Source organism: Bradyrhizobium zhengyangense, assembly GCF_022012555.1.
Classification (GTDB): domain Bacteria; phylum Pseudomonadota; class Alphaproteobacteria; order Rhizobiales; family Xanthobacteraceae; genus Bradyrhizobium; species Bradyrhizobium zhengyangense.
Map to the genome: position 1 here is coordinate 354,236 of NZ_JAKLTZ010000001.1, position 15,185 is coordinate 369,420.

Genomic DNA, 15,185 nt, shown 5'->3' on the forward strand with positions numbered 1-15,185 from the left:
GATCCGCCCGTCCCGGCTATGGTGCGGGCGGAATGCAAAGCAGGACACACGATCATGCGACGACCTGATCCCTACATGGAACGCGCCCGAGAGCTCTGCCTCGCTGCCGGCGTCGATCCGGACTCGCGCGTTGGCGAGGGACGCGGCCGGCCGGCCTGGTGTTTATACAAGGACGCGGCGCGCAAGGAGCATCTGGCCCGCGAGGCCGATGCGACCGCGGGCGCCATCGCCGCACTGCGCCCGCAGGATGCCCGCTTCCAGAATGCGCCGCTGAAGATTTTCGGCCCGCATGAAGATGCGACCATCGCCCAGATGCGCAATTGCATGGCGGTCGGCAACGTCGTGTCCGGCGTGATCTGCGCCGACGGCCATCTCGGTTACGCCCAGCCGGTCGGCGGGGTCATCGCCTACGAGAAGCAGATCAGCATCTCCGGCGTCGGCTTCGACATCGGTTGCGGCAATATGGCGGCCCGGCTCGACACGCGCTTCGACGACATCGCGGCGGTCGCTCCGACGATCATCCGCGACGTCGCCAAGGTGATCTCGTTCGGTGTCGGCCGCGCCAACGCAGAGCGGGCCGAGCACGCGCTATTCGACGACGGCGATGCCTGGCGCGAAAGCGACATGGAGGCCTACCGCCAGAAGGCGGTGGGCCAGCTCGGCACGGTCGGATCGGGCAACCACTATGTCGACCTCATGCGCGACGAAGAGGGCTTCGTCTGGATCGGTGTCCACTTCGGAAGCCGCGGCCTCGGGCATACGTCCGCGACGCGCTACCTCAAGGCCGCCGGCGGCAAGGACGGCATGAACGTCCCGCCCGCCGTGGTCGACGAGGATTCCGAGCTCGGCCGTCGCTACATTGCGGCGATGCAGCTCGCCGGGCGTTATGCCTATGCGGGCCGCGAGTGGGTCGTCGAACGCGTCCGCCAGATCATCGGCGGCAGCGTGACCGAGAGCGTGCACAACCACCACAACTATGCCTGGCGTGAGACCCACGACGGCAAGGATCTGTGGGTGGTGCGCAAGGGGGCGACACCGGCGTTTCCCGGCCAGAAAGGATTTGTCGGCGGCTCGATGGGCGACGACGCCGTCATCCTCGAAGGCATCGACAGTCCGGAAGCCAAGGCTTCGCTTTACTCGACCGTGCACGGCGCCGGCCGCATGTTCGGGCGAAAGGAAGCGAAGCGCCGCTTCTCGCGCGCCGAGATGGACCGCTGGCTCAACGAACGCGGCGTCACCTTGATCGGTGCCGATCTCGACGAGAGCCCGATGGCCTATCGTCGCCTGCCCGACGTGCTCGCGCAGCACGCCGGCACCGTGCGGGTGCTGCACACGCTGCGGCCGTTCGCCGTCGCCATGGCCGGCGAAGGCGAATTTGATCCGTGGAAGGACTAACGCAAATCGTGGGTGGGAGGCATGGCCTCCCACCCACAACATCTAGTTTTCTCCCTCGCCGCGATGTCCGTCAAACAGCCGCTGCGCCAGCAGCGCATGGCCAAGGGTGCCGCCGGCGCGCACAGCGGCTGCGATCAACGCGGCCTCCGCGACTTCTTCGCGCGTGGCGCCTGCCTTCGCCGCCTGCGCCGTATGCACGTCGAGACAATAGGCGCATTGCGTCGTCAGCGCGACCGCGAGCGAGATCAGCTCGCGATATTTGGGCGGGATCAATCCGTCCTTGCGCTCGACCGCATGGTTGAACGCGAGGAACGCGTTGGCCTCGACCGGCGCCAGCGCGACGAAAGCGGGAATCGATTTCAAGTCGTCAGAACTCTGATAGTCGGTCATGGCTTATCTCGTCAGGTATTCGCGCATCAAGGCACGGGCGCGATGCAGCCGAGCTTTCACTGTCTGACGCGTCGCACCGAGGGCTTCGGCGATTTCATCGATGGTCATTTCCCTGACGTCGCGCATCAGCGCGACATCGCGGTAATGCGGCGGCAGCGCTTCTAACGCCGCGGCAACATCGAGCCGCAGTTCAGCCTCGGGCCGCGCGAGCAATGCGACCTCCGTCTCGCTGTCACCGACAGGCACGGCCAAGCCCGCTTTGCGTGCGAGCCGCAGGCATTCGCGGCGAACGACGCTGAACAACCAGGCAGACAACGCGAGCAGCGAGCGGATCGTGCCGACATGCCGGAACAGGATCCACAGCGTCTCCTGCGCGGCATCTTCGGCATCCGCCGAACTGCGGCACGTCGCTCGTGCGTAGCGGCGGATGTCAGGCTGCGCCGTCTCGAGCAGGCGGGCAATCGCCTTGATGTCGCCGAGCCGCGCGGCCTCGAACAGGTTTTGCGAGATCGCCGCCGCACTCACGAGACGCCTCCCCGGTCGATACCCGCCATCGCGCACATCGGGCAATAGCCGACGAGGCCGGTCAGCGCGAAGCCAGCGCCGCCGAGCGCGACCAGCCAGGCCAACGCGCCGGTGAAATAGACAAAGGCGGCGACCGCGACCGCGATCCCGGCGGCAACCCGCACCGCCTGGTGCAGGCCGCCGATATTCTTCCTGTAGAACCCCATCGCATCCTCCCAAATGAGTTGAGGCGGATTGCCTCGACCACTAGGAGGGCGCGACGGCCGAAAAGGATTCGCGGGGATGCGCAATTTTTTGCGGTCAGGCTCCGACGGCCTGGTAGGCCAGGCGCTTGAACTCGAAGAAGAACGGATTCCAGAAACCGAGATGGCGCTGCGCCATCAGCACGCCAGCGGTATTGGCCTCAGGGCAGATCCACCAATGGGTGCCGGCGAGCCCGCCCCACTGGAATTCGCCGGTGGAATTCGGCGGATCGAACGGCGTCGGCGCGAAGGTCAATGCGCCGCCGAGGCCAAAGCCCTTGCCAGGCATCGGCCCGAGATTGGCAAAGCGGATGGTCTGACCTGCCGGCAGCTGATTGGTCAACATCTGCTGCAGCGTCTCCGGCTTCAGCAGCGCATCCGGCCCGGGGAGCAGCGCCTTCACCAGGGCCAGCATATCAGGCAGGGTCGAGACCAGCCCGCCGCCACCCGACAGGCGCGGGAACGGGTGTCGATAGGCCTGCGGAAAAGGCAGATCGTCGGCGCGCGTGAGACCGGGCTTCATCGGATCGAGCACGTCGGCACCGGTGTAATGTGCGACCAGCCTGCCCTGCTTCGCTTCGGGCACGAAGAAACCCGTATCGGTCATGCCGAGCGGATCGAAGATACGCGCCTTGAAGACGACATCCAGCGGCTTGCCCGCGACGACTTCGACCACGCGGCCGAGCACGTCGGTCGCCACTGAGTATTCCCAGCTCGTACCGGGATGATAGGACAGCGGCAGATCGGCGAGCTTGTCGATCATGTCGGTCAGCGGCGTCAGCGGATTGAGCACGCGCGCGTCGTTGTAGCCTTTGAACAGCACCGTGCCGGGATCGAAGATGCCGTAGCTGAGACCGGACGTATGGGTCAGCAGATGCCGGATCGTGATCGAGCTTTTTGCCGGCTCGACATCGGCAAGGCTCGATGCGCCCTGCTTGAGCACTTTGCGATTGCCGAGCTGCGGCAGGAATTTCTCGATGGGGTCATCGAGTCCGATGCGGCCTTCCTCGACCAGCAGCATGATCGCGGAGGTGACGAATATCTTGGTGTTGGAGAATGCGCGGAAAATATGGTCGGGCCGGAGCACGGTCTTCGCCTCGCGATCGGCGAAGCCGACGCATTGCTGATCGACCACCTCGCGCCCGCGCAGCACCGCCCAGGACACGCCAGGAATGATCTCCTGATCGACGTAGCGCTGCATCGCCGTCCGCGCGGCGGAAAAATCTGGCGTCCTGGCGTCCATAAATCGGTTCCTCCCCGAGATGATTGCGATGGATATAGCAACAAATCAGCCGCGGGGAAGCCCGTTCGCGGAGCAGATTGAGCAGCCGAACTCGCTGCTCGTCGACGACGCGAGCCGATGCGCCCGCTCCGGCGTACGTGCCGGGCTCTCACCCCTGCTTCATGAATGCCGTCACGTGCAGCCGGCGACGGATGCGCATGCCCTGTCGCTCGTACAACGCGATGGCGGATGCGTTGTTCGAAAACACGTGCAGGAACGGAATTTCGCCGCGCGCCTCGATCCGGCGCGCGACAGCTGCGAGGAGCGCCTGCGCGTAGCCACGCCCGCGATAATCGGGGTGGACGCAGACCGCCGTCATCTCGACGAACTTGCCCGGCTTCATCCGCTCGCCCGTCATCGCGACCAATTCGCCGCCAGCACGAATGCCGAGGAAGGTCCCGAGCTCGTGCGTCCGCGCGGCGAACGGCCCGGGCTTGGTCAGGGTGGTCAGCGCCGTCATCGCGGGCACGTCGGCCTTCCCGAGCGTGACGATCTCGGCATCGCGGAGCGGGCTGTCGGCGGGTGAGCCGATCATCTGGTCACCGCTCTCGGCCAGCACCACCTTGAAGCCGGCGGGAACGTCGACCGCCTCCGGCGTGAACAGCGCGACAACCTGCGAGGGCGCCATGAGATCGCCCAGCGCGGCGAAACTCTCAGCGGACATGTCGACCATGTCGGCGAACGGCGTCATGTCCACGGGATAGCGTAGCGCGCGTGGGCCGCCCTCGGCCAGATGTTTATGGCTCGTCGTCAGCGCGCTCCAGATCGGACGATCCAACAATGCTTCATCGCTGTCGGACACCGGTCTAGTCCTTGTCGAAGCTGACGATGACGGCAGCATTGGCGATGAGGATGGGATCGTTCGCCACTTCCGTGGCCGAGGGAATCTCCAGCCCGCCCTTGACCGCGGTGACGGTCACGGTGCCGTAAGGAAGCTCCTTGGCGACCGCATCCTTGTCGACGGCCTCAGGGTTGGGCACGCCGATGGTAACGTCGACGAACATGTCGTTCGCGGTCTTGCCGATCATCCGGAAGAAGCCGAGACTCGAATGCCTGATGGCATCAGACACCGCGCGTTTCGCCGCCTTGGTGGCGTCCCTGCCGTGAACGTCGACGCCCATGCCCATCTCGGTAACACAACGAACGCGAGTCATGCTCATTCCTGTCGGTGCTGGAGTTCAGAGGGGCTGACCTTCCGCGATCCGCGCCTCCGGCACAAGCGCCTTTTCGCGCAGGAAATATGCGTTGCGGTCCTCCTCCTGCGCGTTCACGACCGCGCGAATTCGCAGCAAATCCTTGCGAGCGATGAGGCCAACCACGCGATGGCTGACGCGATCGACCACCGGCAGCCGCCCGAGATCGGAGGCAACCATGAGATCGGCGACCCGCCCCAGCACATCATCGGGATGCGCCACCACGCTCGAGCTGTCCGACGCGACGTCATCGAGCGTTGCCGCCTGATGATCGCCCTCGGTGCGCCAGCGCAGGACGTCGGCACGGGTCACCATGCCGGTCAGCCGTCCATCGCCAGCGACGACGGGATAGGATTTGTGACGGCGCTGGTCGGAGGTGAAAAACGCCACCGCCGCGTCGATGGTCATGTCGACCGGCAGCGTGTCGACATTAGTCACCATGACGTCGGCCGTACGCATCAGCTCGAACGGATCAATGGCGTATTCGCGGGTGATGTGCTGGCCGCGGCGCGCGATCTTCTCGGTCAGGATCGAGCGCTTGAGCAACAGCACGGTGACGGCATGCGCGGCGCCGGTCGCCGCCAGCAGCGGCAGCAGCATGTCGATATTGCCGGTCAGCTCGATCGCGAACATCACGCCTGTCAGCGGTGAGCGCATCGTGCCGCCCATCATCGCGGCCATGCCGACCAGCGCCCAGAACGACGCGCCGCCGGGCAGCACCAAGCCCTCCATCCAGCCGGCGGTGCCGCCGAGGATCAGCAGCGGCGCCAGCACGCCGCCCGACGTGCCCGAGCTCAGCGCGACCACCCAGATCACTGACTTCACCAGCAACAGCCGGATCGCTTCGTCGCGCACCATGTGGCCGGACAACAGATCGGCAATGACATCGTAGCCGACGCCGAGCGCACGCGGATCGATCAGCCCGCCAAGGCCGACGACAAGGCCGCCAAGCATCGGCCACCACATCCAGTGCACAGGCAGATGATCGAACAAATCCTCGATCGCGTAGAGCAGCCGCGTCATCAGCCCCGATTGCAGGCCGGCAACAATGCCGACGCCGATCGCAGCCACGAGGCCCCACCAAGGCAGGTCCGGCCGCTCCGCGAACGGAAACAGCGGTCCGGTCCCGAACAGCAGCGGACGCCACGCAGCCGAGATCACCGCCCCCGTCACCACGGGCAGGAAGCTGCGCGGCTTCCATTCGAACAGCAGCAATTCGACCGCGAGCAGCACCGCGGCGATCGGCGTGCCGAAGATGGCCGTCATGCCGGCGGCAGCGCCTGCAACCAGCAGCGTCTTGCGCTCGGCCGCGGTGAGATGGAAGCACTGGGCGAAGATCGATCCGATCGCGCCGCCCGTCATGATGATCGGTCCCTCGGCGCCGAACGGGCCGCCGCTTCCGATCGACACCGCCGATGACAGCGGCTTCAGGATCGCGACCTTCGGCTGCATCCGGCTGCCGCCGATCAGGATCGCCTCAATCGCCTCGGGTATGCCGTGGCCCCGGATCTTCTCCGAGCCGAACCGCGCCATGAGCCCGATCACCAGCCCGCCCAGCGCCGGCGCGAGCACCATCCAGATCCCTGGATGGGCGTTCGCCAGCGAGACGTTCGCGGTGCTCAGGTGACCGAACCAGACCAGATTGGTCACCAGCGCGATCAGCTTCAGCAGCACCCAGGCGGCCCCGGCACTGATGCTGCCGACCAGCAGCGCCATGCCGATCAGGACCAGAACACGGCGGTCGGCGGTAAAATCTCCGGGCTTGCCGCGAGGACGCGGGAGGCCGCCGGCGATGTCGGGGGTCTGGCGCATGAATGTCTCTTGTCGGGAGGATTCTTCGCGCCTGAAATATATCGTAGAACGATATATATCAAGGAATGGCTGGTATGATCCTCCCGGGCAATTTCCGCAGAGTTGCTGCTATCTCTGCCGCGCCCGCAGCTCGTCGACCAGCACCCGCACGTTCTCCGAATAGTCGATCGGGATCGCGACCAGGTGCACGCCCCCCTCCTTGAAGGCGGCATCCAGCGTCGGACCGAAGCTGTCGATGCTTTCGATACGATGGCCTTTGGCGCCATAGGCCCTGGCGTAAAGCGCAAAGTCGGGATTGCCGAAGGTCATGCCGTAGTCGGCGAAATGATCGACCGCCTGCTTCCAGCGGATCATGCCGTAGGCGTTGTCCTCCAGCACCAACACGACCAGGTTGAGCTTGAGGCGGACCGCGGTCTCCATCTCCTGGCTGTTCATCATGAAGCCGCCGTCGCCGGCCACTGCGAGCACGCGGCGATCGGGATAGAGCATCGCGGCCATCATCGCCGACGGCAGGCCGGCGCCCATCGTCGCCAGTGCGTTGTCGAGCAGCAGCGTGTTGGCGACACGGGTGCGATAGTTGCGCGCGAACCAGATCTTGTACATGCCGTTGTCGAGCGCGACGATACCGTTCTCCGGGATGACCTGGCGGATGTCGTGCACGATGCGCTGCGGCGTCGGCGGCCAGCGCGCTTCAGTGGCGCGGTCGGCGATGTGATTGAGGATCCCTTCGCGTAGCGGCAACAGCGCCGCCGCCTGCGGCAGCTTGCCTTCGAGCCGGTCGGCGAGCAGCTCCAGGCTCGGACCGACGTCGCCGACCACTTCGGCGTCGGGAAAATAGACCAGTTCGACGCTGGCCGAGGTGTAGCTGACGTGAATGACCTTCGGCCCTGATGGCCCCATGATGAAGGGCGGCTTCTCGATCGGATCGTGGCCGATCGCAATGATAAGATCGGCGGCATCGATGGCATCGTGGACATAGTCGCGCTCGGACAGCGCCGCGGTGCCCATGTAGAGATTGGTGCCGCCGGGCACGGTGCCCTTGCCCATCTGGGTGGTGAAGAACGGAATGCCGGTCCGCCGCACGAAGCTCGCAATGCCGTGGGTCGACCGCGGCCGGCTGGTCGCGGCGCCCATCATCACCAGCGGACGCTTTGCGGCCAGAATCATCTCGGCGGCACGGTCGAGCGCGGCGCGATGCGCGACCGGGATCTCGATCGGATGGACCGGGATCACGGGAACGGCCTCGACCTCGTCGCCTGCGATGTCCTCGGGCAATTCGAGATGCACCGGTCCCGGCCGCTCCTCCATCGCCACGCGGAAGGCATCGCGCACCACTGTTGGAATCGACGAGGCGCTGACGATCTGTCGCGACAGCTTTGTCAGCGGCTTCATGGTCGCGACCACGTCCACGATCTGGAAGCGCGCCTGCCGGCTGCTCATGATCGGCTTCTGGCCGGTGATCAGGATCATCGGCATTCCGCCGAGATTCGCATAGGCCGCACCGGTGGAGAGATTCAGAGCGCCAGGGCCGAGCGTGGAGAGGCAGACGCCAGGCTTGCCGGTCAATCGCCCATGGGTCGCGGCCATGAAGGCGGCGGCCTGCTCATGGCGGGTCAGCACCAGCTCGATTTTCGAGGTGCGCAGCGATTCGACGAGGTCGAGATTTTCCTCGCCAGGCACGCCAAAAATGCGGTCGACCCCTTCGTTCTCCAGCGCCGCGACGAACAGGTCCGATCCCTTAACTTTGCGTTCCTGCCCACTCATGTCGCCTCCGCTTGCTGCTGGCTCCGTGTTCCCGAAGCCATCTCATGGTAGCCAACTGAGCCGCGGGCACAATTCACAAAGCGGCGCATCACTCCATCAACAACCGATGGAGTGTGAGCAACCGCGCTGCGCTCTTTCAATTCGCCCGACCACGCAGAGACACATTTGCGTCCTCGCGGCGTGCTTTAGCCCGTCAGGCAACGCAAGGGCTTGTGCCTCACTTCACCTTCAATGACAGTTCCGTGCCGCCCTTGAGCGGCAGCGTCATCGACACAAAGCCGTTTTTGGGATCGCGGATGAAGGCGAGAAAGTCGGGCTCGGCATTGTCATTCATGATATAGCCGCCGACGAGCAGCTGCGGCGCAACGATCTCGATCACTTCGCGGGCGAGCGAGGGGCCACCCTCGCCCGGCCAGCCGTCAATCAGCACGAAGTCCACGGGGCCGCCGAGATCGCGCAGCGTCTTGCGGGCGTCGCCGTCGCGGATCTCGGCATAGTCGGCCAATCCCGCTTCCGCGAGATTGCGCTTGGCGGCTTCGACCTTGGCCGGCACGATCTCCGAGCCGATCACCGTGCCGCCGCCATTATCGCGGAGCGCGGCGGCAAAATAGAGCGTGGACATCCCGACCGAGGTCGCGAACTCGACGACGCGGGTGGCGCGCAAACCGCGGCACAACAAATAGATCAGCTCGCCCTGCTCGGGATGAATCGAAAAGCCCTGCTCGGCATAGGCGTGAGGATCGCGGCTGCCGGAGCCGCCGCGCGGGCCGCCACCGGAGGGCCGCTGCCGCGCGCCTTGCAGGCGCGCGATCACGGCGTTGACGCGCGGATCTTGAATCGGGCTGTGCGGCCGATCATTCATATCTGGCGTCCCTCACTTGCCGAGGATTTCAGCCGCCGCGCGCTCCAGGATGCCGGCGATGCGACGCGCCTCGGCGGAATCGCTGCCGTGCTTGCTGCGCAGCGCGCGCTTGAGGTTGTGGCGGGCGCGATGCAATTCGTCAGAGGCATCCGCATCGAGATCGCTGACGCCGGCAAAAGCCTCGCGCACCTCGTCCATGCGCCGTCCGATCCGCGACAGCGCTTGCAGGATCGCATCAGCGGTGCCGCGCTGCTCGGCAAGAAACGCTTCGCCCTGCGGCGTGATGCTGTAGAGCTTGCGGCCGCCATCCTGCGCGACGCTCGCGTGACCGACCTCTTCGAGATAGGTCAGCGCTGGATAGATCACGCCGGGGCTCGGCGTATAAAATCCCTCCGACCGCTCCTCGATGATCTTGATCAGCTCGTAACCATGCGCCGGCCTGTCGGCGAGCAGGGCCAGGATCACGAGCTGGAGGTCCTGCGAGGACAGCCGGCGTGCGCCCGGGAAATCGTTGCCGCCGCGTCCGAAAAAGCCATGGCCGCCGCGGCCGAAGCGATGCCGCCCGCCGTGCCGGCCCATGGCGAAATGGGCGAGGTGCCCGAAATGGAAGTCTCTGTGGTCTCGGTGTTTGCCGAACATATCGTACGTCTCCTTCTCAAAACATATCTTACGATATAGTTTGCGATAGCCGGGGCGCAAATCACCGATCCGTGATCATGCGCCAGCGGGAGCAGCGACCGACGGCCGCTACTCGGCTGCCTCGCTGTGGGACCCGCCCTGCTCGACCTCGAGCTGAAGAATGTCATTGAAGCGGTTGAAGGCACCGCACAGCGCGATGCGCCAGGTCAGCTCGACGATCTGCGCTTCGGAGAAATGGGTGCGCAGGCGAGCAAAGATCTCGTCGCGCGTCCGGTTCCAGGTGTTGGTCACAGCAATGGAGTATTCAACGACGAGCTTGTCGAGCTCATCGAGCTCGGGGTGATCCTTGTAATCGAGGAGCTGCGCGGCACCCTCCGCTGACACTCCCTGCACCGCAAGTTTCGGCGCGTGATGGGAGACGCAATAGTCGCATTTGTTGAGCAGTGACACCGTGACCAGCGCCAGCTCAAGATGGCGCTTCGAGATCATGCCGTCGCTGGCGAGATCGACCAGCAGCGACCACATGTGCTTGAAGATCGAGGTGCGATGCGCCATCGCACCGGCCTGGTTCTCGAACGCACCATAGGTCGTCATCTTGTCCCACAGCGGCCGCAATGCTTCCGGCAGATCGTTTCGGGTCTTGATCGACACGCGCGACATGGCATCCCATCCTCGGTTGGAACACACATGCTGCCACAAAGGTGCGCCGGTGTCCGCTAGTGCAATCGCATGACTCCCAAGAGCTTCGAAACACGCTGCCTGCGCCTGCCCGCCGCCACCAAGGTGGTGCAGTGGGAAGGCACCTCCGTGTTCAAGGTCGGCGGCAAGATGTTCGCGCTGAGCGGCGGTTATACGGCCGAGACCGGCGGCTACATGTTCAAGGTCTCGAACATGGCTTATGCCATGCTGATCGAGCACGGCCTGGCGCGGCCTGCGCCCTATCTCGCGCGGGCCAAATGGGTGCAGCTCGTCAGCAACAACGCGCTGCCCGATGCCCAGCTCACGGCCTATCTGGCGCAGGCCCACGGGCTGATCGTGGCGAAGCTGACAATCAAAAAGCGCAATGAGCTTGGGCTTGCGTCGCCACACCCGCGTGACGATCTCCGCGTGCAGCGGATCGTCTGCGCGCGGCGACATTGAGCTTTCATCCTGCCCCGATATACTGCCGGTCCTGGATTCGAATTGGGAAGCCGGCGTGGCGATTGATCTGAAGGCGGTCGAGCAACTCGCTACCGATCAATCCTCGCTCAAGGCGGCCGCCGGCCTTGCCAAGCCGGCGAAATGGTCTGGCGTCGGCGGCAGCCCGGATGGCGCGCTGATCTGGGGCGAATGCGCGGGCTCCGGCGCCAATCCCTACCGGGTGATGGCGGACCTGCGTGACCTCGGTAACAAGTGCACCTGCCCGTCGCGCAAATTTCCCTGCAAACATGTGCTCGGCCTGTTGTGGCTGAATGCGGAATCGATCGTGCCGTTCGCGCCCGCCGACACGCCGGCCTGGGTCAGCGACTGGCTCGGGCGCAGGCGCGGCACCTCAGCCGCAAAGCCGGCGAGCGCTGGCGCCCCAGCGGTCGACAAGGATCTGCGCGCCGCACGCGCCCTCGAGCCCGAAGCGCCCGAAGATCCGAAGGATGCCGCACGGCGCGAGGCGCAGGCGGCCAAGCGCAACGAAGACACCGAGCGCGCGATCCTCGATGCGCTGGATGCGCTGGAGCAATGGATCGGCGATCAGCTCCGCCTGGGATTGTCAGGCTTCATCGATGATGCCACGGCGCGATGCCGGCGCATCGCGGCGCGCCTGGTCGACGGCAAGGCCGCGGCGCTCGCCAGCCGGATCGACGAATTGCCCTCCCGCCTGCTCGCGCTCGCCGCCGGCGACCGGCCGCGCGGGGCGGTCGTTGAGCTTGGCAAGCTGGTACTGCTCGCGCGCGCCTTCCGGGCAACGCCACGTGACGCCGAGATCCGGCGCGCCGTTGCGACATCGGAGACACGCGAGACGGTGCTGGCCGATCCTCAGTCGCCGCGCGTGAACGGGCATTGGGAGGTTCTCGCCGAGCAGGTGCAGACGCGCCGCGACGGTCTGGTCTCGCAGACCACATGGCTGCTCAACCTTGCCGCGTCAGGCCCGCGCTTCGCCATGCTGCTCGACTTTTTCCCGGCAAGTGCCGGACGTCGCGGTTCGGTTTTCACCTCAGGCGAGCGCTTCCGGGGCGAGCTCGTCTTCTATCCGTCGCAGCAACCGCTCCGCGCCCTGCTCGTGCGGCGCGACGCCGCGGATGAGACGCTTGTGTCTGAATGGCCCGCGCCGGGTCACACGCTCTCCGATGCCTTGACGCGGCCGCTGCTGGCCGAGCCGTGGATGATCGAGCTTCCCCTGCTTCTCCCGCAGGGGCGGATCGCGCGAGACGATTCAGGAGCCGCCTGGTGGCGAGCGGCCGATGGCACGGCCACGCTGCCCGTCGCAGGCAGCGCTGAGGGCTTGCTAACCGGCACGGAGCTGACGCGCACCGCCGCGATCTGGTCGGGCAACCGACTCACGATCCTTGCCGCACAGTCTCCCTGGGGTCGGATTGACAGCCATGACTGAAACAGCGGGCGCGGAAGCGATCTTCGAGGCCATGGGGGCGGTCGTGACGCGCTGGACCATGGGTTCGACCGCAGCCGCTGCGGCTTCGTTCTGGCGAACTGAACTTGGCGACGATCCCGTCGAGGCCGAGTTGCGGCTGCTCGCTCTGTCCGGCCAATTCCTCGGCGCAACCGTGACGGCCGAGCCGGCGTCTGCGCTGCGCGTGCTGCCCGACATTCCCCCGCTTGCACTGCCGACCGTAGCAGAGGCGCTGCGACCGCTGGTGCGCCGGATCCTTGCGGCGAGCAAGGACGCAGCGTCCAGAACCGAGCTCGTCCACTTCCTCGCCGCACGCGGCTGGACGACCCATCCTGCCGACTGGATGCCTGATGCAAGCGACGAGGACGCGCCCGATGTCTACGCCGCGTGGCGCGACTGGAGCGCATTCACCGCTGCCGGCGCGACGACGCAGCGACAGGCGAACGACCAGATCACAGCAGAGAATTGGCAAGACTTCTGGCCCGCCGCGCGCAAGGCCGCGTTGATCGGCTTGAGGCGGCGCGATCCATCAGCGGCACGCGCGCTGCTTGAAGCAAAAGTCGGCAACGAAAATGCCGATGCGCGGCCGCGCCTGGTGTCCCTGCTTTCGGAGCGGTTGTCCGATGACGACGTTGCCTTTCTCGAAGGCCTCGTAGCGAACGATCGCGCGCCGAAGGTCAAGGCGCTTGCAACATCCATGCTCGCCCGACTCGGCCACGGTCCCGCCGCGGGCGAGGATATCGCGGAGCTTGCCGGCTTCTTCTCGGTGAAGACGAAGGGGCTGCTGCGCCGCTCCCGCGTGATCGACTTTCAAACGCCCAAAACGCCGGCACAATGGCAACGACGGAAAGCCCTGCTCGACGGCACCGACCTGACATCGTTCGCCGGCGCGCTCGGCCTTGCCCCGCAGGACTTGATCGCTGCCTGGGACTGGAAGGTGGACCCGGCGGCCGATGCCGGGCTGATCAAGTTGATTGTAGAGACCGGCACCGATGCGCAGCTTGTACAGGCAGCCGAGATCGTCAGCGAACATGATGCGACCGGCCTCATCGTGGCGCTTGCACCGCGTCTCGCCCCCACTGAGCGAGCCAAATTCGCCGTGGCTGGTTTGCGCACGCACGGTTTCCGCTTCGAGATAGCGCAGGTGATCGCCGGCGTTGCGGCGCGCCTCGACGATCCGCTCTCGGCGCTGGCTGGCGCAAAACTGCTGGCCGAGATCAGGCGCGACGACGCCAAGCCGTCGGACCATGCTGAGGAATTTCACGCGCTGGGCGTGCTCGCCTCGCAGGCGGCGGCGCAGCAGACCTTGCAGCGCCTGACGACTGCGGGCCTGCTGCAAGGCGACCCGCGCCTCGACATGCTGCGGCTCAACGCCGCGTTGGACGATCAAGGAGAGAAGCCATGAGCGAGAAACTGCGGTTACCCGCCGAGGACAGCTTTGCGAGCGAGCTGAAGGCGCTCGCCGCCGGCGAAGGGCATCGCCCGCCGGGCTGGGCGCTCTCGCCGCGCCAGGTCGTGACCTATCTGATGGGCGGCAAGGCGGCCGACGGCACCACGATCACACCCAAATATGTCGGCGACAAGCGGCTGATCGAGACCGCCGTTGCGACGCTTGCGACCGATCGTGCGCTGCTCTTGCTCGGCGTGCCCGGCACGGCCAAGTCGTGGGTCTCCGAGCATCTGGCCGCCGGCGTCACCGGCGATTCCACGCTCGTGATCCAGTGCACCGCAGGGACCGACGAGAACCAGATCCGCTACGGCTGGAACTATGCCCAGCTGCTTGCCCACGGACCGAGCCGAGAAGCGCTGGTGCCGACCCCGTTGATGCGCGCAATGGAGGGCGGCAAGCTCTGTCGCTTCGAGGAGCTGACGCGCATGGGCAGCGACGTGCAGGACACGCTGATCACTGTACTGTCCGAAAAGATGATGCCGATCCCGGAGCTCAACACCGCCGTCTATGCGCAGCGCGGCTTCAACATCATCGCGACCGCCAACAATCGCGACAAGGGCGTGAACGAGCTGTCATCCGCGCTCAAGCGCCGCTTCAACGTCGTCGTGCTGCCGCTGCCTGACAGCGCCGAAGAAGAAGTGTCGATCGTCGTCAAGCGCGTCGGCGAGATGGCGCAGAACCTCGATCTGCCCGCACCGAAGAACGTCGCCGACGAGGTGGCGCGGGTTGTCGCGATCTTCCGCGAGTTGCGCTCGGGCTCGACCGAGGACGGCAAGGTCGCGCTGAAATCTCCCTCCGGCGGCCTTTCGACCGCCGAGGCGATCGCGGTGATGGTCGGCGGCATCAGCCAGGCAACCTTCTTCAACGACGGCAAGCTGACGCCGGAGACGCTGGCAAGCAACATGATCGGCGCGGTGGTCAAGGATCCCGTGCAGGACACCGCGGTGTTCGGCGAATATCTCGAGACCGTGCTGAAGAAAAAGCGCGGCTTCGAAGGCTATTATGCCTCGCTGACCGATCTGATCTGAC

The 15,185-nt window shown here is 65.7% G+C and carries 16 protein-coding genes; 5 read left to right on the top strand and 11 right to left on the bottom strand.

The features are described from left to right. Positions 1-54 precede the first annotated feature (54 nt). Positions 55-1,395 carry an RtcB family protein gene (locus L6639_RS01790; RefSeq protein WP_237858437.1) on the top strand — a complete coding sequence of 447 codons (1,341 nt, stop codon included), beginning with the start codon at positions 55-57 and terminating at the stop codon, positions 1,393-1,395. A 42-nt stretch (positions 1,396-1,437) separates the two neighbouring features. Here the strand turns inward: L6639_RS01790 and L6639_RS01795 are convergent, their stop codons facing one another. The 11 genes from L6639_RS01795 to L6639_RS01845 form a co-directional block, all read right to left on the bottom strand. Further along, complete coding sequence (locus L6639_RS01795) at positions 1,438-1,785, bottom strand: carboxymuconolactone decarboxylase family protein (RefSeq protein WP_237858438.1); 348 nt, start codon at positions 1,783-1,785, stop codon at positions 1,438-1,440. 3 nt (positions 1,786-1,788) lie between these two features. After that, a complete protein-coding gene (locus L6639_RS01800; RefSeq protein ID WP_237858439.1) occupies positions 1,789-2,310 on the bottom strand; it encodes an RNA polymerase sigma factor in 522 nt (173 codons plus the stop codon). Continuing rightward, a complete protein-coding gene (locus L6639_RS01805; RefSeq protein ID WP_237858443.1) occupies positions 2,307-2,516 on the bottom strand; it encodes a YgaP family membrane protein in 210 nt (69 codons plus the stop codon). The genes L6639_RS01800 and L6639_RS01805 overlap by 4 nt, the downstream gene beginning before the upstream one ends. A gap of 94 nt (positions 2,517-2,610) precedes the next feature. Continuing rightward, positions 2,611-3,795: a serine hydrolase domain-containing protein gene (locus tag L6639_RS01810; RefSeq protein WP_237858444.1), complete on the bottom strand. Its 1,185-nt coding sequence runs from the start codon at positions 3,793-3,795 to the stop codon at positions 2,611-2,613. A 148-nt stretch (positions 3,796-3,943) separates the two neighbouring features. Continuing rightward, positions 3,944-4,636, bottom strand: a complete 693-nt coding sequence (locus tag L6639_RS01815; protein ID WP_237858446.1) for a GNAT family N-acetyltransferase — start codon at positions 4,634-4,636, stop codon at positions 3,944-3,946. A 4-nt stretch (positions 4,637-4,640) separates the two neighbouring features. Further along, positions 4,641-4,988, bottom strand: a complete 348-nt coding sequence (locus L6639_RS01820) for a Lin0512 family protein (RefSeq protein ID WP_212066034.1) — start codon at positions 4,986-4,988, stop codon at positions 4,641-4,643. A gap of 24 nt (positions 4,989-5,012) precedes the next feature. Then, positions 5,013-6,839, bottom strand: coding sequence for a chloride channel protein (locus L6639_RS01825; RefSeq protein ID WP_237858448.1), 1,827 nt, complete (start codon positions 6,837-6,839; stop codon positions 5,013-5,015). A 108-nt stretch (positions 6,840-6,947) separates the two neighbouring features. Continuing rightward, positions 6,948-8,603: an acetolactate synthase large subunit gene (locus L6639_RS01830; RefSeq protein WP_237858449.1), complete on the bottom strand. Its 1,656-nt coding sequence runs from the start codon at positions 8,601-8,603 to the stop codon at positions 6,948-6,950. A 217-nt stretch (positions 8,604-8,820) separates the two neighbouring features. Beyond that, complete coding sequence (locus L6639_RS01835; RefSeq protein WP_237858450.1) at positions 8,821-9,465, bottom strand: O-methyltransferase; 645 nt, start codon at positions 9,463-9,465, stop codon at positions 8,821-8,823. Positions 9,466-9,477: 12 nt separating this feature from the next. Beyond that, positions 9,478-10,104 carry a PadR family transcriptional regulator gene (locus tag L6639_RS01840; protein WP_237858451.1) on the bottom strand — a complete coding sequence of 209 codons (627 nt, stop codon included), beginning with the start codon at positions 10,102-10,104 and terminating at the stop codon, positions 9,478-9,480. Between the two features lie 108 nt (positions 10,105-10,212). Then, entirely contained in the window at positions 10,213-10,764 is a 552-nt protein-coding gene (locus L6639_RS01845; protein WP_237858452.1) for a carboxymuconolactone decarboxylase family protein, read from the bottom strand. A gap of 69 nt (positions 10,765-10,833) precedes the next feature. Between L6639_RS01845 and L6639_RS01850 the strand changes: the two genes are divergently transcribed. Genes L6639_RS01850 through L6639_RS01865 form a run of 4 tightly spaced genes read left to right on the top strand, consistent with a single transcriptional unit; the run spans position 10,834 to position 15,184 of the window. Beyond that, positions 10,834-11,244: an MmcQ/YjbR family DNA-binding protein gene (locus L6639_RS01850; RefSeq protein WP_237858453.1), complete on the top strand. Its 411-nt coding sequence runs from the start codon at positions 10,834-10,836 to the stop codon at positions 11,242-11,244. Between the two features lie 55 nt (positions 11,245-11,299). Beyond that, complete coding sequence (locus L6639_RS01855) at positions 11,300-12,688, top strand: SWIM zinc finger family protein (RefSeq protein WP_237858454.1); 1,389 nt, start codon at positions 11,300-11,302, stop codon at positions 12,686-12,688. Further along, positions 12,681-14,111, top strand: coding sequence for a DUF5691 domain-containing protein (locus tag L6639_RS01860; protein WP_237858455.1), 1,431 nt, complete (start codon positions 12,681-12,683; stop codon positions 14,109-14,111). The genes L6639_RS01855 and L6639_RS01860 overlap by 8 nt, the downstream gene beginning before the upstream one ends. Beyond that, positions 14,108-15,184, top strand: coding sequence for an ATP-binding protein (locus L6639_RS01865; RefSeq protein WP_237858457.1), 1,077 nt, complete (start codon positions 14,108-14,110; stop codon positions 15,182-15,184). Before L6639_RS01860 ends, L6639_RS01865 begins: the two co-directional genes overlap by 4 nt. Position 15,185: the final 1 nt, after the last annotated feature.